25 protein-coding genes are annotated in these 22,961 nt (G+C 72.2%); 3 read left to right on the top strand and 22 right to left on the bottom strand.

Annotated features, from left to right (window positions below; all coding sequences use genetic code 11):
- Window positions 1-207: 207 nt before the first annotated feature.
- Entirely contained in the window at window positions 208-1,050 is an 843-nt protein-coding gene (locus tag GA0070622_RS14550) for an alpha/beta fold hydrolase (protein WP_091573783.1), read from the top strand.
- Between the two features lie 298 nt (window positions 1,051-1,348).
- On the opposite strand, the gene GA0070622_RS14545 is transcribed toward GA0070622_RS14550, so the two are convergent.
- The 11 genes from GA0070622_RS14545 to GA0070622_RS14500 form a co-directional block, all read right to left on the bottom strand.
- Window positions 1,349-2,023 (bottom strand): glycosyltransferase, encoded by a 675-nt coding sequence (locus GA0070622_RS14545; protein ID WP_218012402.1) that lies wholly within the window; start codon window positions 2,021-2,023, stop codon window positions 1,349-1,351.
- A gap of 5 nt (window positions 2,024-2,028) precedes the next feature.
- A complete protein-coding gene (locus tag GA0070622_RS14540) occupies window positions 2,029-2,655 on the bottom strand; it encodes a class I SAM-dependent DNA methyltransferase (RefSeq protein WP_091573781.1) in 627 nt (208 codons plus the stop codon).
- Complete coding sequence (locus tag GA0070622_RS14535; RefSeq protein WP_091577401.1) at window positions 2,652-3,299, bottom strand: PIG-L deacetylase family protein; 648 nt, start codon at window positions 3,297-3,299, stop codon at window positions 2,652-2,654. The genes GA0070622_RS14540 and GA0070622_RS14535 overlap by 4 nt, the downstream gene beginning before the upstream one ends.
- Before the next feature lie 89 nt (window positions 3,300-3,388).
- Window positions 3,389-4,345 carry an acyl-CoA dehydrogenase family protein gene (locus GA0070622_RS14530; RefSeq protein WP_245666285.1) on the bottom strand — a complete coding sequence of 319 codons (957 nt, stop codon included), beginning with the start codon at window positions 4,343-4,345 and terminating at the stop codon, window positions 3,389-3,391.
- A gap of 256 nt (window positions 4,346-4,601) precedes the next feature.
- On the bottom strand, window positions 4,602-4,772 hold the full coding sequence (locus tag GA0070622_RS32580) for a hypothetical protein (RefSeq protein ID WP_176710487.1): 171 nt from the start codon (window positions 4,770-4,772) through the stop codon (window positions 4,602-4,604).
- Window positions 4,773-5,097: 325 nt separating this feature from the next.
- The gene (urtE, locus tag GA0070622_RS14525) at window positions 5,098-5,790 is read right to left on the bottom strand and encodes an urea ABC transporter ATP-binding subunit UrtE (protein WP_091573780.1); all 693 of its coding nucleotides are present in this window, start codon (window positions 5,788-5,790) and stop codon (window positions 5,098-5,100) included.
- The gene (urtD, locus tag GA0070622_RS14520) at window positions 5,790-6,566 is read right to left on the bottom strand and encodes an urea ABC transporter ATP-binding protein UrtD (RefSeq protein WP_091573779.1); all 777 of its coding nucleotides are present in this window, start codon (window positions 6,564-6,566) and stop codon (window positions 5,790-5,792) included. Before urtD ends, urtE begins: the two co-directional genes overlap by 1 nt.
- Entirely contained in the window at window positions 6,563-7,693 is a 1,131-nt protein-coding gene (urtC, locus tag GA0070622_RS14515) for an urea ABC transporter permease subunit UrtC (protein ID WP_091573778.1), read from the bottom strand. The genes urtD and urtC overlap by 4 nt, the downstream gene beginning before the upstream one ends.
- Window positions 7,690-8,577 (bottom strand): urea ABC transporter permease subunit UrtB, encoded by an 888-nt coding sequence (urtB, locus tag GA0070622_RS14510; protein ID WP_091573777.1) that lies wholly within the window; start codon window positions 8,575-8,577, stop codon window positions 7,690-7,692. Before urtB ends, urtC begins: the two co-directional genes overlap by 4 nt.
- Before the next feature lie 76 nt (window positions 8,578-8,653).
- Window positions 8,654-9,898 (bottom strand): urea ABC transporter substrate-binding protein, encoded by a 1,245-nt coding sequence (urtA, locus tag GA0070622_RS14505; RefSeq protein ID WP_091573776.1) that lies wholly within the window; start codon window positions 9,896-9,898, stop codon window positions 8,654-8,656.
- Between the two features lie 404 nt (window positions 9,899-10,302).
- Window positions 10,303-11,385, bottom strand: a complete 1,083-nt coding sequence (locus GA0070622_RS14500; protein WP_091573775.1) for a substrate-binding domain-containing protein — start codon at window positions 11,383-11,385, stop codon at window positions 10,303-10,305.
- A 96-nt stretch (window positions 11,386-11,481) separates the two neighbouring features.
- Here GA0070622_RS14500 and GA0070622_RS14495 point away from each other — a divergent pair, with 96 nt between their 5' ends.
- Entirely contained in the window at window positions 11,482-11,946 is a 465-nt protein-coding gene (locus tag GA0070622_RS14495; protein WP_091573774.1) for a MarR family winged helix-turn-helix transcriptional regulator, read from the top strand.
- An 8-nt stretch (window positions 11,947-11,954) separates the two neighbouring features.
- Here GA0070622_RS14495 and GA0070622_RS14490 read toward each other — a convergent pair whose 3' ends face one another.
- The 10 genes from GA0070622_RS14490 to GA0070622_RS14450 all read right to left on the bottom strand — a co-directional run bounded on the left by GA0070622_RS14490 (window position 11,955) and on the right by GA0070622_RS14450 (window position 20,246).
- Window positions 11,955-12,695: an urease accessory protein UreD gene (locus GA0070622_RS14490; protein ID WP_091573773.1), complete on the bottom strand. Its 741-nt coding sequence runs from the start codon at window positions 12,693-12,695 to the stop codon at window positions 11,955-11,957.
- The gene (gene ureG / locus GA0070622_RS14485; protein WP_091573772.1) at window positions 12,695-13,441 is read right to left on the bottom strand and encodes an urease accessory protein UreG; all 747 of its coding nucleotides are present in this window, start codon (window positions 13,439-13,441) and stop codon (window positions 12,695-12,697) included. The genes GA0070622_RS14490 and ureG overlap by 1 nt, the downstream gene beginning before the upstream one ends.
- Window positions 13,431-14,123, bottom strand: coding sequence for an urease accessory protein UreF (locus GA0070622_RS14480; protein ID WP_091573771.1), 693 nt, complete (start codon window positions 14,121-14,123; stop codon window positions 13,431-13,433). Before GA0070622_RS14480 ends, ureG begins: the two co-directional genes overlap by 11 nt.
- The gene (locus GA0070622_RS14475; protein WP_091573770.1) at window positions 14,123-15,826 is read right to left on the bottom strand and encodes an urease subunit alpha; all 1,704 of its coding nucleotides are present in this window, start codon (window positions 15,824-15,826) and stop codon (window positions 14,123-14,125) included. Before GA0070622_RS14475 ends, GA0070622_RS14480 begins: the two co-directional genes overlap by 1 nt.
- Window positions 15,823-16,188, bottom strand: coding sequence for an urease subunit beta (locus tag GA0070622_RS14470; RefSeq protein ID WP_091573769.1), 366 nt, complete (start codon window positions 16,186-16,188; stop codon window positions 15,823-15,825). Before GA0070622_RS14470 ends, GA0070622_RS14475 begins: the two co-directional genes overlap by 4 nt.
- Entirely contained in the window at window positions 16,185-16,487 is a 303-nt protein-coding gene (locus GA0070622_RS14465; RefSeq protein WP_091573768.1) for an urease subunit gamma, read from the bottom strand. Before GA0070622_RS14465 ends, GA0070622_RS14470 begins: the two co-directional genes overlap by 4 nt.
- A 91-nt stretch (window positions 16,488-16,578) precedes the next feature.
- Window positions 16,579-16,743, bottom strand: coding sequence for a hypothetical protein (locus GA0070622_RS32575; protein ID WP_176710486.1), 165 nt, complete (start codon window positions 16,741-16,743; stop codon window positions 16,579-16,581).
- 261 nt (window positions 16,744-17,004) lie between these two features.
- Complete coding sequence (locus GA0070622_RS14460; protein WP_091573767.1) at window positions 17,005-17,400, bottom strand: hypothetical protein; 396 nt, start codon at window positions 17,398-17,400, stop codon at window positions 17,005-17,007.
- 30 nt (window positions 17,401-17,430) lie between these two features.
- Window positions 17,431-19,440, bottom strand: a complete 2,010-nt coding sequence (locus tag GA0070622_RS14455; RefSeq protein WP_091573766.1) for a hypothetical protein — start codon at window positions 19,438-19,440, stop codon at window positions 17,431-17,433.
- Window positions 19,441-19,625: 185 nt separating this feature from the next.
- Complete coding sequence (locus GA0070622_RS14450) at window positions 19,626-20,246, bottom strand: CGNR zinc finger domain-containing protein (protein WP_091573765.1); 621 nt, start codon at window positions 20,244-20,246, stop codon at window positions 19,626-19,628.
- A gap of 90 nt (window positions 20,247-20,336) precedes the next feature.
- On the opposite strand from GA0070622_RS14450, the gene GA0070622_RS14445 reads away from it, so the two are divergent.
- A complete protein-coding gene (locus GA0070622_RS14445) occupies window positions 20,337-21,665 on the top strand; it encodes an MFS transporter (RefSeq protein ID WP_091573764.1) in 1,329 nt (442 codons plus the stop codon).
- Here the strand turns inward: GA0070622_RS14445 and GA0070622_RS14440 are convergent.
- The gene (locus GA0070622_RS14440) at window positions 21,631-22,851 is read right to left on the bottom strand and encodes a phthiocerol/phthiodiolone dimycocerosyl transferase family protein (protein ID WP_141684576.1); all 1,221 of its coding nucleotides are present in this window, start codon (window positions 22,849-22,851) and stop codon (window positions 21,631-21,633) included. The two genes, GA0070622_RS14445 and GA0070622_RS14440, sit on opposite strands and share 35 nt — an antisense overlap.
- Between the last annotated feature and the right edge of the window lie 110 nt (window positions 22,852-22,961).

Below are 22,961 nucleotides of genomic sequence, written 5' to 3'. Positions count from 1 at the left end.
TCGGCCGCGGGCCGCTGTCTGGGGAGCGGCGCCGCCGCGGCCGGCGCGACGCGTCCGGCGCGGCACGCCGTGCCAGGTCCAGTGGGCGGCGGAGGCCGGGGTCGGCAGGCGCGGCGTGCCGGAAGATGAGCGGCGGGACGCACATCCGAACGATGAGTTCCGGCGGCGAGCCTGGTCTACCTCGGCATGATCCCTCCGGATGATCCGATGACCACCGTCCACGTCGACGACATCACCCTGGGCATCGAATCGTTCGGTGACGACGACGCGCCACTCGTCCTGCTCGCCGGCGGAACAACGATGCTCTCCTGGCCCGACGCGCTGTGCGCGCGCCTCGCCGCCGGTGGGCGTCGGGTGGTGCGTTACGACCTGCGCGACAGCGGCCGTTCGACGACCAGGGATCCGGAGGCGCCCGCCTACACCCTGCGCGACCTCGCGGCCGACGCGGCGGCCCTTGCTGACGCGCTCGGCGCGGGACCCGCGCACCTCGCCGGGATCGGCGTCGGCGGGATGGTCGCCCAGGTGGCCGTGCTCGACCATCCCGGCGCGTTCTCGGCGCTCACTCTGGTCGGCACCCGCGCTGTCGCCCCCGGCCCGCCCGACGACGACCTCCCCGACCACGACCAGGCGACGACGAGCCGACTGTTCGCCCGTCCCCTGCCCGACTGGGCGGACCGCGAAGCGGTGGCGGCGTTCGCCGCCGCCGGCGCGGAGATCCTCGGCGACGACCCCGCCGCCGCGCGAACAGTCGCCGCGCGCATCTGGGACCGCACGCCCAGCACCGCACCACCGGTCCAGATGGCCAACCAGATGGGCATGGTGTTCTCCAGACTCGACTGCACACCCCGATGGCGTGAGCGGCTGGCCGAGATCGAGGTCCCGACCCTTGTCGTGCACGGCCGCCGGGACGCGTTCTTCCCCGTCGGGAACGGCGAGGCGATCGCACAGGAGATTCCCGGTGCACGGCTGCTCATCCTCGACGAGGCCGCTTCGGCGATCCCCGATGCCGCCGTCGGCGAGGTCGCCGAAGCGATGCTCGCCCTCGGGTAGGGGACGCCGCCGCCCGTACCGTCATGATCACGGGGTCGGCGGACGCGATGACCGGCTGACACCATCGTCGAGGCGGACCACCTGCACGGCCGCGCCGGCGAGGCCCGGTGGCACCGGTGGCCGGCCCGACCGTTCCAGCCTGCCGGCGCAGGGCTGCCCGGTCCGCGGTTCGCTACGAGGAGGTCGGCGCGGCGAGCGCCTGAACCCGGCGCAGATCGGCTCCGCCGGGACGAGACCGGCGCGCGAGCAGCCCACCACCGCTCGGCCTCGTCGTTCCCGCGCTCGTCCTGGTGACGCCTCAGGTCGGCAGCCGGTCGTCGAGGGTGTCGAGGTAGCGGGCGAAGCCGTGCGGGGCCCGACTGCGACGCCGGGCGCTGGTCCGGACCGGGCAGCCGGCGTCGGCGACGACGCGCATGGCGCGCCGACGGCCGCGCTCGACGAGGTCGTGGTCCTCGCCGTGCAACAGGTCGGAGAACCCGCCCAGACGCTCGTAGACGGTGGCGGCGCACCCCAGGTTCGCCCCGTGCACGTGCCGGTGGGCCGTGCCGCTCAGACCGTGTCGATACCGCGTCTCGAAGCGCGTCCGGACAAGCTCCGAGCGGGGACCCCAGTCGGCCACCCGCACCGTACCGACCAGGAGGTCGACGCCGGCACGGGCATGACGCAGGTGCCAGTCGCCCCACCGCCGGGGGACGCGGCTGTCCGCATCGGTGCTGAGCAGCCACAGTCCGTCCGGGCCGTGACGCAGCGCGTGTGCCATGCCGGCGGCACGCGCACGGCCGACGCTTCGCGCCCGCACCGTCACCACCACCGCGCCGAGACCCGCGGCGACGGCGGCCGTCTCGTCCCGGCAGTCGTCGGCGACGACGATCACCTCGGAGGGCACCGGCAGGCCACGGAGCGCGCTGCGGACAGAGGTCAGGCAACCGGGTAACAACGCCTGCTCGTCGTGGGCGGGCACCACGACCGCCACCCGGTTCACCACAGGCCCTCGACCTGGGCGACGGACCGGGCCGGCGGCGGCACCCGGAGAAAGACGTCCAGGAGGAAGTCCTCCTCCTGGTGGTGCGCCGTCCGCGCCAGACCGTCCCGGGCACCGAGCCGCCGGTGCACGTCGTCCCCGCCGCGTACGTGCTCGGCCACCGCCGGCCGCCAGTGGACGGCGACGAGTGCACCACCCGGCTCGAGGGACTCCACGGCCCTCGTGATCAGCAGCTCGAGCCCCGCGTCGTCGAAGTAGTAGCCGAGTTCGGAGAGCACGACCAGGTCGAAGGGTCCGTCCACCGCGGCCGGCCACTCCTCGGGAACGCGCATCTGTTCCACCCGGACGTGCGCCTGGTCCGAGAGCCGCTTCCGCGCGGTCGCGACCGGGGCGGCGGCGATGTCGACGGCGAGGAGTCGGTCACACCGTTGCGCGAGGCGGCTGGTGAGCGCCCCCGTCGAACATCCCGGCTCGAAGGCGGACCGGTAGCGCGGTCGCGGCAGGCAGGAGACGGTCAGGTCGTGCTTGCGCTGCTCGTACCAGCGGGTCTCGAAGCTCCACGGGTCCTCGGCATCGGCGTACATGTGGTCGAAGTACTCGGCGGGAGTGCGGCGAGCGGTCATGGCACGAACACCGTTTCGTAGGGACGCGCGAAGCGTGCGAGCACGTTCGGGGGAAGGATCGCGGCGTCGGCGGGCGCCGGCCCGAGCGGCAGGATCTGACTGCGGAAGGCGTCGATCGCTCTCGCCTTGGCCGTTCGGGCCGACGCGGTCAGATCCACCCGGCGGGCGCGATGCCACGGCACGTCCGGGTCGCCCGGCTCGGCCCAGTGCCAGGTCCAGACGGGAAACTCCAGGAGCGTCGCGCCGGTGCGCCGACAGGCGAGCGCGGCCGCTCGGCCGACCGCCTCGTGGTCCGGGTGGCCGTCTCCGCGCCACGTCGTGACACACCACCTGCCGGGGGTGAGTCGCGCGGTCAGTGCCTCGGTGAGCGCCACCTCGTCCACGTCGCCGTCCGGATGTCCGAGGTGATCGATGGCCGAGGAAGCGACCCCGAGCAGCTTGCCAGCGGCGGCCGTCTCGGCCCGCCGGATCGCCGCCAGCTCCGTCGGCCGGTGGACCGTCGACCCCGGATGGGAGGCTTCGCCGTCCGTGACGACCGTGACCTCCGCTCCGGCACCCTCGGCGAGCATGGCGACGAGGCCACCGACCCCGAGCACCTCGTCGTCCGGATGAGGAGCGACCACCAACGGCGGCACGGTCGGCATCCGACCGTCCTCCAGCAGTGCGGGCCACACCGCCGGCGCCGACCACGCTCGCCACCGTCCCTCGTCGGTGCCCGCATCGACGATCGGCCTCACCACCGGGGATCTCCGATCGCCGTCACCAGCTCACCGAGGTGAGCCAGATCCGCCTCCGCGTGGCTCTGCCGCAGGTACACCGTCAGGTCGGCGACCCGCTGGGCGTGCCGGGCGTCCTGGCACAGCGGCCCGGCCCCCAGCGCCCGGCCGACCCGCTCGAGGACCTCGGTGGCGGCCGCCTCGACGGCGGCGCGAACCTGGTGGGCCAACCGGTCCGCATCGGCAGTGGGATCCGCGTCGATCTCGCCGGCTGCCGTGAACAGGAGGGCGCGAGCGCCGACCAGGGCCGTGTCGACCGCGCCGAGGTGGGCCATGAGATGCGGGTCGGAGCGACGGCGCGCCGCGTCGAGCAGCGCGTCGGCGACTCCGACCGCTCCGCCGTACCAGCAGGCGGCGACGCCCAGCCCTCCGTGCCAGAAGCCCGGCCGCGAGGTGTAGCTGCCGGGTTCGCCCACCGGTTCGGCGTACACGTCGTCGAAACGCACGGTCCGGCTGTCGCTGGCGGCCATCCCGACGGCGGGCCAGGTGTCGGACAACGGAGTGACCCCGGCCGCGCCGACGTCGACCGAGAACAGCCGTACGCCGTCGACGGCGACGGCGGTCACCAGTGCCCGGGACAGCAGACCGGCCCCCGAGCACCAGGGCCGCTCGCCGGTCAGCCGCCAGCGAGCGCCGTCCCGGTTCGCGGTGACCGAAGCCGGCACAGCGGCCCACACGCCCCACGGCTGCCGTCGCCACGCCGGATCGGTCGACGCGCCGAGTTCGGCCAGGATCGCGAGGGCGTCAGCGTGCCCCTCCCCCAGCCGAGCCAGCGCCACGTCCACACGGCCGAGTTCGATGAGGCGCAGCCACCGCTCGGGCGTCCGGCCGCCACCGGGCAACGGTAGATCGAGACGTCCGTCGAGCACCGCGGAACGGAACGCCTCCGCCGTGCGGTCGCTCTGCCCGGTCACCCTCGGATCTCCGCCGTGCGGAACGGCGTCGCGGTCCGGACCGGGCAGAACCCCACCCGGCGCCACTCAGTGACGATCATGAGCATCGTCTCCAACGGGATCGACGATCATCGCGAACTCCGATCCGGGCGGTCAAGGAGCGGCTCGGATGGGCCGCGGCCCAGGAAATGCCCCCACCGCGGGTGACGAAACGTCGCCCGATTCCCCGGCGACGCCGGCGGGGCGACAACACCGTGTCGTGGCGTGCCACTGCGCGTCATGCCGGTTCGGGCACCCCGCCCGCCTCGCCGTCGTCGGGCATCGGCTCGACCGGGGCCTCCGGCAGCGTCCCGGGCGTGTCGGCGAGAAGCTCGTCGGCGTCGTCCGGTATCGGCTCGCGCGGATCGAGGGGCGGGTAGACGTCAGGGTCGAGGTCGGGATTCGTCATTGGGCAATCATCGGTCAGAGTCTCCCTGTCGGCGACCGCGAGCCGGCCACGGTCCGCGAGCGGTGAGGGCGGCCCTCGGTCGAGGTCGGGCCGGTGAGACCGAACCTCACACGGACGTGAGGCAAGAACGGGGAGGTAGCGGTGACCGCCACCGTCCGGATCGGTGAACTCGCCGCCCGCACCGGGGTCGGCGTTCCTGACCGCTGCCGAGCGATCCGGGAGGACGCGGAACACGTACGCCGGGCCGGTGTCCCGCCGGCCCGGCGCACCCGCGTCGGGAACGGGCCGTGCGTCAGCGGGAGCGACGGGCGCGAGCCGACCCGGGTCAGACCGCCAGGGCGGCGCGCACCTCCCGCTCCGCCGTGACTCCCCCGTCGCCGTGCGAGGTGACCCGGCCGGATTCGAGGACGTGGTAGCGGTTCGCCACCCGCAGCGCGAACCCGAGGTGCTGCTCGACGAGCAGCACGCTGAAGCCGGGCTGCCGGGTCAGCTCGACGATCCGCTCCTGGATCTCGGCGACCACCGACGGCTGGATGCCCTCGGTCGGCTCGTCGAGCATGAGCAGCCGCGGCCGGGTGATCAGCGCGCGGGCGATGGCGAGCTGCTGACGCTGACCACCGGAGAGCAGCCCGGCCCGCCGCCGCAGCAGCGGACGCAGCGCCGGGAACAGGTCCAGCGCCTCCGCCGTCGCCACCGCGCCGTCACGCCGGCCGTCGGCGACGAGGCGCAGGTTCTCCGCCGCCGTCAGGTGCGGGAAGCACTGCTGGCCCTGCGGGACGTACGCCATGCCGCGCGCCACCCGCTCGTGCGGCGCGACACGGGTGACGTCCTCGCCGTCCAGCTCGACGGTGCCGGCACTCGGGCGCAGCAGGCCTGCCGCGACCCGCAGCAGGGTGCTCTTGCCGGCGCCGTTGTGCCCGAGCACCGCGGCCACCCCGTCGGGCGGGACGGCGAGGTCCACGCCGTGCAGCACCCGGGAACGCCCGTATCCGGCGTGCACCCCACGCAGGGTCAGCATCATGCCTCCAGACCGCTGGCGACCGACCCGGCGTCGACCGGGTGGCCGAGGTAGACCTCCTGCACGCGCGGGTCCGCCTGGACCTGCGCCACCGTGCCCTCGCTGAGCACCTTCCCCGCGTGCAGCACGGTGACGCTGCGCGCGAAGCGACGCAGGAAGTCCATGTCGTGCTCGATCACCACCACCGTGCGGTCCCGGCTCACCGTCTCCAGCAGGGCGCCCGTGGCGTCGCGCTCCTCGTGGCTCATCCCGGCGACCGGCTCGTCGAGCAGCAGCAGCCGCGCGTCCTGCACCAGCAGCATGCCGATCTCCAACCACTGCTTCTGGCCGTGCGCGAGCGTGCCGGCGAGCTGGTCGGCGCAGCCGGTCAGTCCGATGGTCTCCAGCGCGGCGGCCACCTCGTCGGGGATCCCCCGCCGGCGCCGGGCCAGGGTGGCCCAGCTCCGGCGGGCGCCCGCGGCGATGTCGAGGTTCTGCACGACCGACAGCTCCTCGAAGACGGTCGACGTCTGGAACGTCCGGCCGACGCCGAGCCGGCTGATCCGGTGCACCGGGCGGCCCAGCAGCTCCTGGTCGCCGAAGCGCACCGAGCCGGTGGCCCGCACCAGACCGGTGATCGCGTCGACCACCGTGGTCTTCCCGGCGCCGTTCGGCCCGATCAGGAACCGGATGTCACCGGCGGGCACCTCCAGCGAGACGCCGTCGACGGCGGTGAAGCCGTCGAAGCTGACCCGCACGTCACGGACGGACAGCCCGTCCAGCCGGTCGTCGCTCATCGGTGCGCCTCCGCCCGCTCGGCGCGGCGGCGGGTCAGCGCCCACAGCGACGCCAGGCCGCCGGGAAGGAACGCCACCACCACCACGAAGAGCAGACCCTGCAGGTACGTCCAGGTGCCCGGGAAACGTTCGGAGAGGGCGGTACGCGCCCAGGCGACCGCCACCGCGCCGAGCACCGGCCCGAGCAGCGTGGCCCGGCCGCCCACCGCCACACCGATGACGAACTCGATCGACGGGACGATGCCGATGAGGGCGGGCGAGATGATGCCCACCGCCGGCACGAACAACGCGCCGGCGAGGCCCGCCATACCCGCCGCCACCACGTAGGCGACGAGCTTGACCGACGCCGGGTCGTAGCCGAGGAAACGGACCCGCTCCTCGCTGTCCCGCACCGCCACCAGCAGTTCCCCGTAGCGGCTGTGGACGATCTGGCGGGCCAGCGCGAGCAGCGCGAGCAGGACGCCGGCGATGATGAAGTAGACCATCCGCTGGTTGACCGGGTCGTCCAGGTCGTAACCGAAGAAGCCCTGGATGTCGGTGAGCCCGTTGGTGCCGCCCGTGGTCCCCTGCTGGCCGATCAACAGGATCACCATGGCGGCGGCGAGCGCCTGGCTGAGGATGGCGAAGTACGCGCCCCGCACGCGGCGGCGGAACACCAGTGAGCCGAGCCCGAGGGCGACGGCCATCGGCAGCAGCACCGTGGCCGGCAGCGCGAACCACGGGCTGGCGAACGGCCGCCACCAGACCGGTAGTTCGTCGAGTTGCCCGTACAGTTGCATGAAGTCGGGCATCCCACCGGGACCCGCGTCGGCGAGCTTGAGGTGCATGGCCATCGCGTAGCCGCCCAGGCCGAAGAAGACGCCCTGGCCGAGGGTGAGCATGCCGCCGCGTCCCCAGGCGATGCCGATGCCGACGGCCACCATGGCGACGCAGAGGTACTTGGCGAGCAGGGCCAGCCGGAAGTCCGACAGCGCCAGCGGCGCGACGGCGAACAGCAGCGCCGCGCCGAACGCGAACCCCGCCGCCGCGCGCAGCCGGGACCGGCCACCCGGTCGGCTTCCCGGTGCGGTGCCGGCCGGGGCCGACGGGTCGGCGGTGCTCGGCGGCGCGGGTGTCACGGCGGTCATGCGAGGCTCCTGGTCCGCAGGGTGAACAGGCCCTGTGGCCGCCACTGGAGGAACGCGACGATCGCCACGAAGACGATCACCTTGGCGACGCTGAGGGTGGTGAGGTACTCCCCGGTGGCCTGGAGGACCCCGAGGGCGAAGGCGACGATCACGCTGCCCTTGAGCTGGCCGATCCCGCCGACCACGACGACCAGGAAGGCGTCGATGATCAGGTTGGTGCCCATGGTCGGGCCGATCGGGCCGAGCAGGGTGAGCGCCACCCCGGCGAGCCCGGCCAGGCCCGAACCGAGAAAGAAGGTCGTCCGGTCGACCCGGGCGGTGGGTACGCCGGACACCGCGGCGAGGTCGCGGTTCTGCACGACCGCGCGGATCCGGCGCCCCAACGGGGTGAGCCGCAGCGCCAGGGTGAGGGCGGCGACGGCGGCCAGGGCCAGGGCCAGGATGAACAGCCGGTTGTTGGCGACCGTCAGCCCGCCGGGCAGGGCCACGTTTCCGGTGAGCAGCTCCGGCGCGCGGGTCTGCACGTTCGGACTGCCGAAGACGTCCCGGGCGAGCTGTTGCAGCATCAGGGACACGCCCCAGGTGACCAGCAGGGTGTCCAGGGGCCGGGCGTAGAGCCGGCGGATCAGCAGGACCTCCAGCAGCACCCCCATCGTGCCGGCGACCACGAACGCGACAGGCAGCGCGACCAGCAGCGACAAGCCGGCGCCGGTGATGCTCTGTTGCAGCACGTACGTGGTGTAGGCGCCGGCCATGATGAACTCGCCGTGCGCCATGTTGATGACGTTCATCTGGCCGAAGGTCAGCGCCAGCCCGAGCGCGATGAGCAGCAGCACCGCGCCGATGCTGATGCCGGTGAAGAGTTGACCGAAGAGGACTGTCACGGTGGGTACTCCCGTACTGCTGGTCGGGGACCCGGGCGGGGCGCGTCGTCGCGGTTCCCGCCCGGGGCCGGCGTCGTCAGCTCAGGCCGCTCGCCCACGGATAGGTCTTCAGGTACGGGTCCGGCGCGATCGGCTTGCCGGAGTTCCACACCTCGGTGATCAGGCCGTCCGCGCCGACCTTGCCGATGCGGGCGGTCTTGGCGATGTGCTGGGTCTTGCCGTCGACGGTGACCAGGCCCTCCGGCGCGTCGAAGGTGATTCCGTCGGAGGCGCCGCGGACCTTCTCGACGTCGAACGTGCCGGCCTTCTCGACCATCGCCTTCCACAGGTGGACGCTGACGTAGGCGGCCTCCATCGGGTCGCTCGTCGGCTTGTCCGCGCCGTACTTCGCCTTGTACGCGGCCACGAACTTGTTGTTCGCCGCGCCGGGCGTGGTCTGGTAGTAGTTCCACGCGGTCAGCTGGCCCTCCAGGTACTGGGTTCCGATGCCCTTGACCTCCTCCTCGGCGATGGACACCGACACCACCGGCATCGCGGCGGCGGTCAGCCCGGCCGACTTGTACTCCTTGAAGAACGCCACGTTGCTGTCGCCGTTGAGCGTGTTGAAGACCGCCTTCGCGCCGGACGACTTGACCTTGTTGACGATCGTGCCGAATTCGGTGGACCCGAGCGGCGCGTAATCCTCGCCGACCACTGTCATGCCGTTCGCCGCCGCGTACGCCTTGATGATTTTGTTGGCCGTGCGCGGGAAGACGTAGTCGCTGCCGACCAGGTAGACCGACTTCGTTCCCTGCGCCTTGAGGTAGTCGAGCCCGGGGACGATCTGCTGGTTGGTCGTCGCGCCCGTGTAGAAGATGTAGGGCGACTGTTCCAGACCCTCGTACTGCACCGGGTAGAACAGCAGCGCCTTGTTCTTCTCGAACACCGGCTTGACCGCCTTGCGGCTGGCCGACGTCCAGCAGCCGAAAACGGCTGCCACCCGGTCCTCGGAGATGAGCTTCTCGGCCTTCTCCGCGAAGGTGGGCCAGTCCGAGGCACCGTCCTCCCCGACCGGCTGGATCTTCTTGCCGAGGACGCCGCCGGCCGCGTTGATCTCATCGACGGCGAGCATGATCGAGTCGCGGACGGTGACCTCGCTGATCGCCATGGTGCCGGAGAGCGAGTTGAGCAGGCCCACCTTGACGGTGTCGCCGGAGACGTCGGCGGTGACGCCGGCCGCGCCGCCCTCGTCGCTGGTCCTGCTGCCGCACGCGGTCATGGCGACCGCGGCGACGAGGGTCATGGCACCCGCCAGGATCCGGCGGCGGAAAGGAAGTGACATCTAATCTCCCTGCGGTGTGCAGTGAAGTAGCGAAAGGACGGTCGGTGCGGTCCGGTGGAGTTGGCGATGCCGAGGTCGACGGGTGGACGTCGCCTGTCGTCATCGCATCGAACACGGGCACGCAAAGCGTCGACCGACATGATTGCGCGGACGTTTCCCAGCCCTTAATTGACTGTTTCTCGCGCACCTGGAGAGAACGCATGCCACAATGGCCGACACCGTCTGAAGCGAGACGGTGCCGGCCGTGACGAACACGGGGAGGAATTGTCACCACAATGGTCGACGGGCAGATTCCGCCGACGGTGGACAGACATTCGTGGTATCCACCCCGCGGGTAGATACTTCACGCAGGAAGTATCTTAGGGTCGGGCCGGGTGGACGTGTCAAGGGTCCGCATCGGACGGTCAGATCTGGGCGAGCACGGTGAAGTCGAGACCGTCGGCCTCGGCGAGGTAGATCCGCTGGCGCACGTGCCGCCGACGCAGCTGGAGCCGACCGCGCGGCCCGTGGTACGCCACCGTGTCGGCAGCCGTCTCGATCGCCCGTACGTCGAGGGTGCGGGCCTGCCCGATCAGGGCGGCGAGCAGCATCACGCCCTCGTAGCAGGACTCCCCCAGGCTGCCCAACGGCGGCGCCTCCACCCCGAACCGGCGGGCGAACTCGCCGTGGAAGTCGAGGTTCTCCTGCGTCACGAGACCGGCGAAGAAGCCCGCCGTGCTGTAGAGCCGCCGAGTCGCGCCCGCCCCGCTGGCCAGCAGCATGTTCTCGTCCATCAGAGTGCTCAGCCGCAGGCAGCGCTGGTCCATCGCGGCACGCGCGAACGCCCGGTTGAACCGCACCGCGTCCGCGCCGACGAGCAGCATCACCACCGCGTCGGCCTCGCTACGCTCGATCCGGCGCAACACGCCGTCGAAGTCGTGCGTCTCCAACGGCAGGAACGCCTGGCCCACCACGCGGCCACCGCCGCGCAACGCGTACCGCTGGGCCGCCCGCGCGGTGCGCCGGGGCCACACGTAGTCGTTGCCGACCACGAACCAGCGGCGCACGCCCTGCTCCCCCGCGAGCAGCCGCATCGCGGGCCACAGCTGGGCGTCCGGCGTCTCGCTGGTCAGATAGACCCCCTCGGTACGCTCACCGCCCTCGTACAGGGCGGTGTAGACGTACGGCACGCGGCCCGCGACCCGGGGCGCGAGCGCCTGCCGCACCGAGGAGATGTGCCAACCGGTCACGCCCTGCACGGCGCCCACCGACACCAGCGCCTCCACCTGGGCGGCCACCTCGGTCGGCGGGGCGCCACCGTCGACCGGCACCAGCCGCACCTCGCGGCCCAGCACCCCACCACCGGCGTTGATCTCCTCGACCGCGAGCTGGGCGCAGAGTTCGCAGGTCGGGCCGAACATTCCCGCCGGCCCGCGCATCGGGTACACCAGCGCGATGCTGACCACGGTCCGATCGACCGTGAGCCACGGCGGTGCCGGCGCGGACATGAGCCCATGATTGTCCGGCCGACGTGGGAAAACCACAGCTCTCCACGGACCGGGACGAGTCGCTACGATGACAGGGCCACCGGCCCAGGGAGCTCCATGTCAGACGTGCCCGGGGCGCCAGCCGATCTGCTGCGCTCGCTCACCCGCGCCGAACGGCTGCTCTCCCGCCGGTTGGCCGCCGTGCTGGCCGACGACGACCTGACCACCGAGGCGTGGCGGGTGCTCTGCCTGCTCGCCGACGGTCAGGGCCATCCGATGAGCGAGGTGTCCGCCGAGGCGTCGTTGCCGCCGGGGACCCTCACCAAGCTGGTCGACCAACTCGTCGACCGTAACCTGGTGTTCCGGCGGATCGACCCGCTGGACCGCCGGCGTATCCGGGCCTACCTGACCACCCGGGGCCGCCGCGAGCACGCCCGCCTCGACGAGCGGGTCCGGACCAGCCTCGCCGAGGCGGGCGTACCGGCCGACACCGCCCTGCTCGACCACATCGCCGACCTGATCGCCCGACTCGACCCGGCGGGTCGCCGCGACCAGGCCGCGGCGGCCGGCCCTCGCCGCTGACCCTCGCCTCACCGCACCTCGGTGAGCAGCGGCTCGCCTTCGAGGTGGGCGCGCAGCGTGTGCGCGTCGGGGGCGGTGGCGGTCCACAGTGTCGCCGGACCACCTGCCAGGGGCAGCCGGGCGAGGGTGCCCTCGACCGTCGCGGGCTCGTGGGGCCGCGACGGGTCCACCACCAGCAGCGACCCGGTGGCCGGCGCGCCGCCGAGCACCGCGGGGCCGGCCCAGCCGGGCGCGTCCGGTCCCACGGCCAGCGACTGGCGCAGCAGCGGTCGGCCGTCGTAGTCGACCCGCGTGTGGACGACCGCACCGCCCGGCGCCTCGCCGTACCGGCCGCAGATCACCTCGTCGCGCCAGGTCAGCCTCGCCCCGGCGGCCAGCTCGACCCGGGACTCGGCGAGGTGGGCGCAGCCGGCCGCGGCGACCAGTTGCTCGGGCAGCCAGTGCAGGGCACCGCCGTCGTGCACCACGGCGCGGACCGCCATTCGCGACACGGCGTCGGGCCGGCCGGGCAGGGCGACCGAGGCGGCGACGGTGTGTACCCGCACCGCCGCCCCCGGTCCCACGTCGATCTCCAGCCGCAGGTCGTCGCCGGCGAGCGGGCCGGCCGCCCCGCCGACGACGTACACGGTCGCGACACGACCGCTGCCGGGCGTCTGTCGCAACAGCAGCGGCGTCTCACCGCGCAGCTCGGCGAGGACCGTGCCGCCCCGGCCGTCGGCCCGAGCCACCAGCCGGGCGTCCGCGCGCATCAGGCCGGGGCGATCGGGTGCCGGGCCGCGTGGTGGGCCAGTTCGTGGCGGATCCAGTCGGCGACCCGCCCCGCCGTCGGGTCGCCGACGATCGACAGGAACACGGTCGGCAGGTCGCCGCGCCGGGCCCGCGCGTCCCGGTCCATGACGGCCAGGTCCGCGCCCACCATCGGGGCCAGGTCGGTCTTGTTGATCACCAGCAGGTCGGCGGACGTCACCCCGGGCCCGCCCTTGCGCGGCACCTTGTCCCCGCCGGCCACGTCGACCACGAATATCTGCCGGTCCACCAGGCCCCGGCTGAACGTGGCGGTCAGGTTGTCGCCGCCGCTCTCGACCAGCACCAGGTCCAGCGGGCCGACCGCCTCGGCCAGCTCGTCCACGGCGTCGAGGTTGGCCCCGATGTCGTCCCGGATGGCGGTGTGCGGACAGCAACCGGTCTCCACGGCGCGGATCCGGGTCGGGTCCAGCACGCCGGCCCGCTTGAGGAAGTCGGCGTCCTCGGTCGTGTAGATGTCGTTGGTGACCACGCCGAGTCGCAGCTCACCGGCGAACGCCCGGCACAGGGCCGCCACCAGGGCGGTCTTGCCGGACCCGACCGGCCCGCCGATGCCGACGCGCAGCGCCCGGCCGGCTCGGGCCAGCGGCGGATGCGGGTCCACCCCCGGATCGGGGTGGGTGTGCGGAACGGTCTCGTCGTGCGGGGCGGGACTCCGGTCGGCAGTGGGCGCAACGGTGTCAGGACGCAAAGAGACGCACCTCCCAGGTGGCATGAGCTTCGGCATGGATGTCGGCAAGGGGGGCGGCCGCCGCGGGCAGCCGCTCGGGTGGGTCGTCGGCGGCCCGCGCCGCCGCGGCGGCGACGCCGTCGCACCGGTCGGCGAGACCGACCAGCAGGGCCTGGACCCGGTACGGGTCGAGGCCGAGCAGGCGTACGCCCGCACTGGCCGCGCCGGTCACCGTCCCGTGGACGGCCACCGTGGCGGTCTCGGCGCGGCTCAGGCCGGCGGCGGCGCAGAGCAGCCCGAGCACCAACGGCTGGTGCGCTCCGCCGGGGGTGCAGGGCAGGTCGGCGAAGGACGCCTCCGGCCAGATGGCCCGGCCCGCGCGCAGCAGAGCCCGCCCCTGGCGACGGGACACCGTGCGCAGCGCCGGTGCCGCCGTCCGGGCGTCCAGCTCCGCGTCGAGCAACGCCAGCGTGGACCCGCGTACGGCGGAACCGGCCGAGGTCACGGCCCGGTGCGCCGCCGCCGCGAACGCCGCGCCGACCAGCCCGGCGGTGGCCAGCCGGCCGGCCAGGAACGCCTCCAACGTGGCCAGGTCGGTGACCCGGCCGGCGGCGACGGCGGCCTCCAGGCCGCCGGAGTGGGCGTGCGCGCCGGCCGGGAAGCGACCGTCGGCCAGCAGCAGGAGCAGGCTCGACGTCGCCATCAGAACAGGAAGTACCGCTGGGCCATCGGCAGGCGTGTCACCGGGTCCGGCTCCACCACCTGACCGTCGATCCGCACGGTGAAGGTGTCCGGGTCCACCTCGATCCGGGGCATCGCGTCGTTCTCCGGCAGGTCGGCCTTGCCCCGCGAGCGCACGTCCGCGACGGGTACCACCCGTCGCCGCACGTCGAGGTGCAGCCCGGCGTCGAGAGCGGCGGGCGCGACGAACGCCAGGCTCGTGGCCGAAGCCGCGGCGCCGTACGCCCCGAACATCGGGCGAGGCAGCATCGGCTGCGGTGTCGGGATGGACGCGTTGGCGTCACCCATCTGGGCGTACGCGATCATGCCGCCCTTGAGCACCATGTGCGGTCGTACGCCGAAGAACGCCGGATCCCACAGCACCAGGTCGGCCAGCTTGCCCGGCTCGACGGAGCCGATCTCCCGGTCCAGCCCGTTCGCCATCGCCGCGCAGATGGTGTACTTCGCCACGTACCGGCGGGCCCGGTGGTTGTCGGCCGCGCCGTCGCCGGGCAGCGCGCCGACCCGCTCCTTCATGACGTGCGCGCTCTGCCAGGTTCGCAGGATCACCTCGCCCACCCGGCCCATCGCCTGGGCGTCGGAGCCGATGATGGAGATCGCGCCGAGGTCGTGCAGCAGGTCCTCGGCGGCCATGGTGGACGGTCGGATGCGGCTCTCGGCGAAGGCCAGGTCCTCCGGCACGGACGGGTTGAGATGGTGACAGACCATCAGCATGTCCAGGTGTTCGGCGAGGGTGTTGGCGGTGTACGGCCGGGTCGGGTTGGTCGACGACGGCAGCACGTTGGGCTCACCGGCCACCGTGATGATGTCCGGCGCGTGCCCGCCTCCCGCGCCCTCGGTGTGGTACGAGTGGATGGCCCGGCCGGCGATCGCCCGCAGCGTGTCGGCCACGAAACCGGCCTCGTTGAGGGTGTCGGTGTGGATGGACACCTGCACCCCGGAGGCGTCCGCCACCCGCAGGCAGGCGTCGATCGCCGCCGGTGTGGTGCCCCAGTCCTCGTGCAGCTTGAAGCCGCCCGCGCCGGCGCGCAGCTGCTCCCACAGCGCCTCCGGCGAGACGGTGTTGCCCTTGCCCAGCAGCAGCACGTTGACCGGCAGCGTGTCCAGCGCCTCGTGCATGCGGGCCAGGTGCCAGGCGTTCGGGGTGACCGTGGTGGCCCGGGTGCCCTCGGCGGGGCCGGTGCCGCCGCCGACGAGTGTGGTGATGCCGCTTGCGAGCGCCTCGGTGACGATCTCCGGGCAGATGAAGTGCACGTGGGTGTCGACGGCGCCGGCCGTGAGGATCCGGCCGTTGCCGGCGATGACCTCGGTGGCCGGGCCGATGACCAGCTCGGGGTCGACGCCGGGCATGGTGTCCGGGTTGCCGGCCCGGCCGAGGGCGACGATCCGCCCGTCGCGCAGACCCACGTCGGCCTTGACCACGCCCCAGTGGTCGAGCACCACCGCGCCGGTGACGACGGTGTCGAGGGCGCCCTCGGCGCGGGTCGCCCGCGACTGGCCCATCGACTCGCGGATCACCTTCCCGCCGCCGAAGACCGCCTCGTCGCCGCCCACGCAGTGGTCGGTCTCCACCTCGATCAGCAGGCTCGTGTCGGCCAGCCGGATGCGGTCACCGGTGGTCGGCCCGTACAGGTCGATGTAGCGGTCCCGCCGCACGGCGCTCACCGCGCCGGCCCGTCGGTCGTCGGTGCGGCTGTTCCCGGCGCGGGTGGTGACGCTTCGTCCAGCGGCCCGGCGCACTCGCCGCGCAGGCCGGGCACGACGCGTGCGCCGCCGAGCGGGACCAGCTCGACGGTGCGGCTCACGCCCGGCTCGAACCGGACCGAGGTACCCGCCGGAACGGCGAGACGCTGGCCCCAGGCCACGGCCCGGTCGAACATCAGGGCCGGGTTGGCCTCGGCGAAGTGGTAGTGCGAGCCGACCTGCACCGGACGGTCGGCGGTGTTGACCACGACCAGAGTGGTCACCGGCCGACCCACGTTGATCTCGACCGGGCCGGCCGCCGGCAGGATCTCCCCGGGGATCACGGGATCGGGTGGTGCACCGTCACCAGCTTGGTACCGTCCGGGAACGTCGCCTCCACCTGCACCTCCCTCAGCAGCTCGGGGATGCCGTCCTGGACGTCCTCGCGGCCGAGCACCGTCCGGCCGGCGGACATGAGGTCGACCACCGACCGCCCGTCGCGGGCCCCTTCGAGCAGGAAGGCCGTGATGATCGCGACGGCTTCGGGATAGTTGAGTCGCAGGCCGCGCTCGCGGCGGCGGCGAGCGACGTCGGCCGCGACGTGGACGAGCAGGCGATCCTGCTCGTGCGGGCTGAGGAACACGGGATTCTCCGGTGGGGATCGGCGTGGCCCGCTCGCCGTCGGCACCGCGCGGAGCCGCGCCGGGCAGCACCACCCGGAGGACGAGCTGGAGTCACACGACCGCCGCGACGACCGCCGACGGGGTGGCCCGGGACTCCACCATCCCGGCCCGCGCGACGGGCACCCGGCGGTGTCGGTCGGATGCGGACCGCACCGCCCACCGCTTCAGCAGACCGTAGAGGATCGCCACCGGCGCGGGCAACAGGGTGCTCGGCATGAGGGATCGGGCGTTGCCGGCGGGTGCTCGACCAGGGGGAACTGTGCCTGCGGTAACCACCGGACGAGAACGTCGCCGCACCACACCGGCGGACCCAGGCGGAGACCGCCCACCCGCAAACGGTGCGCGCTGAAGCTGATCTCAGCGCGCACCGTGAACCTGTCGGGTCGTGTCCGTGATCGACACGAGCCGATGCCCAGCATGGCGACCGTACTTCCCGGCGATGTACGGACCTGCTGGCGAGTGCCGGTTGTCGGCGGGCTACAGGTTGTTGATCCGGGCCATCAGCTCTGCCTCGGTCAGGTTCTCCAGGACCGCGTCCTGCTTGCGGCCCAGGACCGCCAGCAGCTTCTCCTTCTCCAGCTTCTTGGCCGCCGCTGCCTTCGCCGCCTGCTCCTCCGCGAGGCGGACGGCGATGACGTGCTTGACGACCTCCAGCTTGGCCTCCCAGATCGCCTTGGCCGGATTGGCCTCGGTGGCCACGAACGACTCGGTGTCGACGGCCTTGAGTTCGGCGTTGACCGCCTTGGCCACGTCATCGAGGCTGAAGCCGGACTTGGCGGTCAGCGGAAGCTCCCACAACTGTTCGGTGGTCAGCTGTCCCTTGGCCGACGGATAGCGGAACTTCTCCCGGGTGGCCTTCTCGAAAACGGTCACGATGGTCTCTCTCCGATATCTGGTAGGGAATCAGAACTGGATGCTGATGAGGCGGCGCCGACCGCTGGTCATGGTCACCTTGGCGACCACCGAGCTGCGGACCGTGGAGCTGAAGCCGAGGCCGGACAGCTGATCCGGAGACGGCTCGCACTTGGTGCGGTCGCCGAGAACCTCGAACACCTTGCGGTGCGGTTGCAGGTCGCCGCGGAGGAACTCGTTGTAGATCCCGCGCGCCGGCTGGTCGTTCACGCACCCCTTCAGGATGAAGAAGTAGTGCCGGTTGCCGACCTCGTTGTCGTCGAAGTGGTTCGGCGAGTACATGATGGTGGACACCGGTACGAACTGTTCGGTGGTGATACCCCACACCTCCTTGCTCGCACTGCCCGGCTGCACGTCTCTGCCCGGTCGGAAAGCGGTGATGACCCCGCCGGCAACCGTCATCCGGCCCACCTCGACGGTCTCCTTGTGGCCGACCGCGCGCTCGTGGCGGTAGTGCTCGATCCTCCCGTTGCTCTCGGTCTCGATCACGAAGCCGCCCTGGGCACTGTCCCGCCTGCGGTACTGGTTCACCTCGATCCGGTACTCACCGTCGGGGACCCGGTCGGTCCAGGTGACGTTCTCCACCGGCTCGCGGGAGAGCGCCCCGCCGGCGTTCATGTCGACGTCCAGCTTGTTGCGCTTCTCCTGGTACCAGATGTGGTCGCCGTTGGGCTCGAACACGTGCAGGTCGAGGTCGTCGTGGTTGAACCAGGACAGGCTCACCCGCAGCTTGCCGGTGACGTTGCCGCCCGCTCGCTTGACCTTCTCCCGGATCGAGTCGGTGACGTTGCCGCCGTACGACCAGGCGAAATCGTTGTCCCACTTGAACAATCGCGGAGCGGCCGGGTGCCGGCCGGTCGTGAGACTGACGAAGTGCGGCTCGTGGGTGTTGCCGACCCACAGGTCGATGCTGGTGGCGCCGGGCAGGATGTCCTTCATGAAGGAGACCACCGGAACCTTCTCCGGCTCCGCGTCCCGAAGGCGCGCACCTGCCGACCTCACGGTGGTCGCCTGCATGAGCAGCCCTTCGATGCCGTCCTTCATCCGCGGCTGCGTGTCGTTGTCGACCCACAGCACGTTGGTGACCGACACATCGGACAACCGGGCGAACCGCCGCTGCAACGACTCCTCGATGCCCAACTCGTCAATGGTCTTCATGGCCGCCTTGACCATGGCCGGGGTGATCAACGCCGTGGGGCGCTGGTAGTTCTGCGGCGCCACCTTCGTCTCGAACGACCGGACGGCCTGCTCCAGGTCGACGCCCGCGGAGAGATCCTGAACGAGGGTGCCGATCACCGTGTTGCGGATGCGTGCCGCCGGGTTCATGGCGTTGGCGAAGACGAAGGCCCGTCCGTCGGTCGCCATCGTCCACCGGCTCTGCAGCGACCGGAACTCGGTCACCGCCCGACGGTGCTCCGCACCGCGGTAGAGGGCGTTGCCGTCGATCAGGTCGGCGACGGTGCCCAGAGCGTGCGGGGTCAGCTCGGCCAGGCCACGCTGGAAGACCTGCACCGCGGCGTCGAAGTTGCCCTGTGCCGCGCCGACATCGTCGGTGCGGTGCCGCTCCTCCACCCGGCCGTGCAGGTGGTGCCACACCTCGACCTGGCCGTCGCGCAGCGTCCGGGTGGTCTTCGTCCCGTACTGGGCCTGGCCGGACCGGAAGACGGTGGACAACGGCAGCGACAGGACGAACTCGTCCAGAGCGGCGGCGACGACGGAGAAGACCGGGTCGGAGGCCGACACCCCGGACCAGACGGTACGGACCAGCCCGTCGTGGATCTCGACGACGTTGCCGAAGTGCTTGATGAAACCGCGGCACGTCGAGCAGTCGTACTCGGACCGCTCACGGAACCGCGGATTGGTGCCGGCGGGGAAGGAGTCGAGAAACGTGAGCCAGAGTGAGTCCCGGTCGAGACCGTCGCCGACGACGTACAACTCGCCCCTGGACATGGTGGACAGACGCGAAGTCACATCCGTCACGAACTGCTGGAAATCGCCCACCGTTTCATCCCCCTTGATCGCCGGAGATCCTACGGAGCGGACGCCGATCGGAGGAAACGCGTTTCCGGCTCTCCGCACGGTCGTAGACGTCCTGCCGAACGCCGTCGGGTGTCACTGGTTCACGCGCGTGCACCCGGTCGAGGTCGGCAACCCGCCGCGACCCGCCGGATCGCGGCAGGCCGGGCTCAGCTCGTCGCGCGAGTGCGTCGCGCCGCGACGTAGCGGCGCATCTTCTCGGAGGTTCCGCAGTCGTCCATGCTGCACCAGCGGCGACTGCGGTTCTTGCTCTCGTCGTGGAAGAGAAAGCGACAGCCGCCGCATCCCTTGATCCGGTCCAGTGCGCCTGTGGTGAGGAGTTGGACCGCCGCGTGCACCACCGGTCGCAGTGGCCGGGCGAGTGTCCGGTCGTCTCGCCAGGTCCATTCGAACGTACGCCCCTGATCGAGTCGTGCGTGACCGAGCGCGTCCGCTTCGTCGTCTCGCAGCCGGGCCAGCACGGACGCGTCCGGGCTGCGATCAGCGGCCACTGCCCGGAACACCCCGTCGAGATCGTCGCGGATGCGCAGCGATCGGGCGAAGGCGGCCTGGGAGCCAGCCGGATCATCGTGTGACAGCCGGCGCAACGCCTCCGCCTCCGGCTCGCTGAGCGCACCCCCGTACACGCTCCAGGCAAGGAGCTCGGGGTAGCCGGTCAGCACGTCGTCGTCCGGAGATCCGACGGGCGGACCGGTGCGGGTGTTGATGAAGTCCAGCGCGAGATTGCCGCCTACCAGGCGCATCCGCGTCACGCCCTCGAGTGTTTCCATCGAAACTCACTTTACCAGTTGACCCGCATCGAAGCACGCCACTAGCATGTTTCCATCATAAGTAATTTTGCCGGTAACCCGGGGGGTCTGATGAGACGCGGACGGGCAGCGGGGGCACTGATCGGCTTGTCCGGCGGGACGTTCCTCTACACCACCGCCGAGGCGCTGCCCATCGGGCTGCTGCTCCCGATGGCGGGGGACCTGGCCGTCTCGCCGCCGCAGGTGGGCATGCTCGTCACCGCCTACGGCGCGGTGGTGATGGTCGCCTCGGTCCCGTTGACGGCGCTGGTCCGCGGGGTCCCTCGCCGCCGGCTGCTGTCGGCGCTCCTGGCCGGCTTCGTCCTCAGCACCGCCGTCACGGCGCTGACGAGCACCTTCGCGCTGCTCCTGGTCGCCAGGATGGTCACCGCGACGACCCATGCGCTGTTCTGGGCCGTGGTGGTGCCGGCTGCGGCTGAGCTGTTCCGGCCCGCACTACGCGGGCGGGTCGTCGCGGTCGTATTCGCCGGCGGCACCGTCGCGTTGGCCCTGGGCGTGCCCGCGGGCACCTGGCTGGGCGACCGCGCCGGGTGGCGCGCATCGTTCCTGGCGACAGCCGGACTCGGCGCGGTGGTGTTCGTCGTGGTGGCCGCGCTGCTGCCCTCGACCCGGCCGGAAGACGGACACGCCGCCCGAGGTGCGACGCCCGACGCCCGACGCTTCTGGCTGCTGGTGGCGATGGCCGTCCTGGCGACCGCCGGCGCCATTGCCGCCTACACCTACGTCGCCCTCTTCGTCACCGAGGTCAGCGGATTCTCCCCCGCGTCTGTCGGGGCCATCCTGTTCGCACGTGGCATCGCCAGCGTGCTCGGCATCCTCGCCATCGGCGCGCTGCTGGACCGCAGCCCGTGGCTCGCTCTCCTCACGACCGTCGCACTGCAGTCGGCAGCACTGCTCGGCCTGTACACGTTCGGCCAACGGCCGTCGGTGTCCGTCGGCCTGATCGCTCTGGCCGGACTGGCATTCGCCGCGTTCACCGCGACGCTCGGCGGCCTCGTTCTCCAGGTGGCCCCCGGGCGCTCCGACCTCGCCGCCGCCACAGTCTCCGCCGCGGTCAACGTCGGCATCACCGCCGGCGCGTTCGTGGGCGGCCTAGCCCTGCCGAGCCACGGTGTGCGCGCCACGGTGCTGATCGGCGCCCTGCTCGGCGTAGCCGCCCTGGTGCTGGCCCTCGGCGAACGACTCATCCGGCCCGCGCCCCGCCCCAGCCGCGGTGCGGTACCGGAGATCGGACGCGCCGGTACCGGCCCGCGACGCCCGGGACCCACGTCGCGGTCGACCCGGCGGATGACGAGGTCGCCACCTACCGCTCGGTCCGGCCGCGACCGGGTGCCGGGCGCAGAACCTAGCCTTCGACTGCGGAACCCCCGAGTCGGGTGAGGCGGCCGGCGATGTCAGCAGGAAGACCGCTGGTGTCGCCGTGTGTCGTCAGGACGAGCCGCAGCGACCCGGCGTGCGTGACGACGCCGAGGATCCGCTCGTCGCGGACCTGCGTCGTCATCGTCGGTCCCCAGATCGCGACGGCGGAGGACGTGTCGGGTTCGGATGTCCCCAGGTTGGTGATCTCCAGGTCGGCAGCCGTGGCGGCGAGCATCGCCGCCTCCGCCTCCGAGGCGTCGGCGGGGTTGAGCGAGCCCAGCATCAGTGCCGCATGCCGGGCACCGTCCCGCGCGACTCGCAGTTGCGCCGTCGCGTCCTTCGCGAGAGACCAGAGCGTGTTCTGCGCGGGTGCGCGCAGCACCACGCTCGTCGCCGTGAAGCGGTTCACCACGTCGTCCTCGAGGCCCAGCGCCGAGCGGAGATCGATGGGAACGTTGACGCGGATGCTCTCGGCCCCAGTGAGCGCGGCCAGCGCCTGCGCGGCGGCGGCACAGATCGCGCCCTGGACGGTCGACCCGTTGGCACGGGCGGTGGAGCGAAGATGTGCGGTCGTCGCGGGGTCGAGTTCGGCGATCTCGATGCTCGGCGCCGTGGCGTCGAACGGACGGATCGTGCCGACAGCCGGCTCCGCCGGAGGGCCCGGGGTGTGATCGGTCGGCCGCTCCGTCCGGGGCAGACGTTCGAGCAGGCTCTCCTGGTCCAGGGGCGCCGGCCGGGCCGGGAGCGTCCGCCCGTCGAGGATCACGAGGAGGTCGTGCGCTGCCCGGAGCGCGCCGCGTCCGTCGGTGATCTGGTGGGAGAACGTCAGGACAATGGCGCTCCCCCGGTCACCGGGTGCGCCGCCCACGAGCGTCGCGCGCGCCAGCGGGCTTCCGTCGGGGTCGACGGGACGGGCCTGCTCCTGCGCCGCCGCGTCGCGCCAGTCTCCCCCAACGTGTCGGACCTCGATGGGTTCGGTCGACGTCCGGAAGGTCGGGCGGTCGCCGCTGCGATCGATGCCGACGGTGAGCAGTGGGTGCGTCCGCTGCAGCTGCGCGAGCGCGCGCTCCAGTTGGTGTGCCGAGACGGGCGCGGCGAGTTCGACGACGAGCGAGAACTGCACCGGGTTGCGACCGATGTAGAGGTCGATGATGTGCTCGAACGCCCCCAGGGGACGCACGATCGGGTGTGCTGGAGAGTGGCGCATGTCTTCCTTCGTGTCGATGTGCCGATCGGTCAGCCGCGTTCGTTGCTCGGACTGCTCGGCCGGTGCCCCCGCCGCTGGCGGGTGACGGCGGCTTCGATGAGACACCCGGC

Origin of the sequence: Micromonospora sediminicola (assembly GCF_900089585.1) — a bacterium.
GTDB lineage: Bacteria > Actinomycetota > Actinomycetes > Mycobacteriales > Micromonosporaceae > Micromonospora > Micromonospora sediminicola.
The sequence above is the reverse complement of the archived record's forward strand: the minus strand, read 5'-3'. Positions and strand labels throughout refer to the sequence as shown.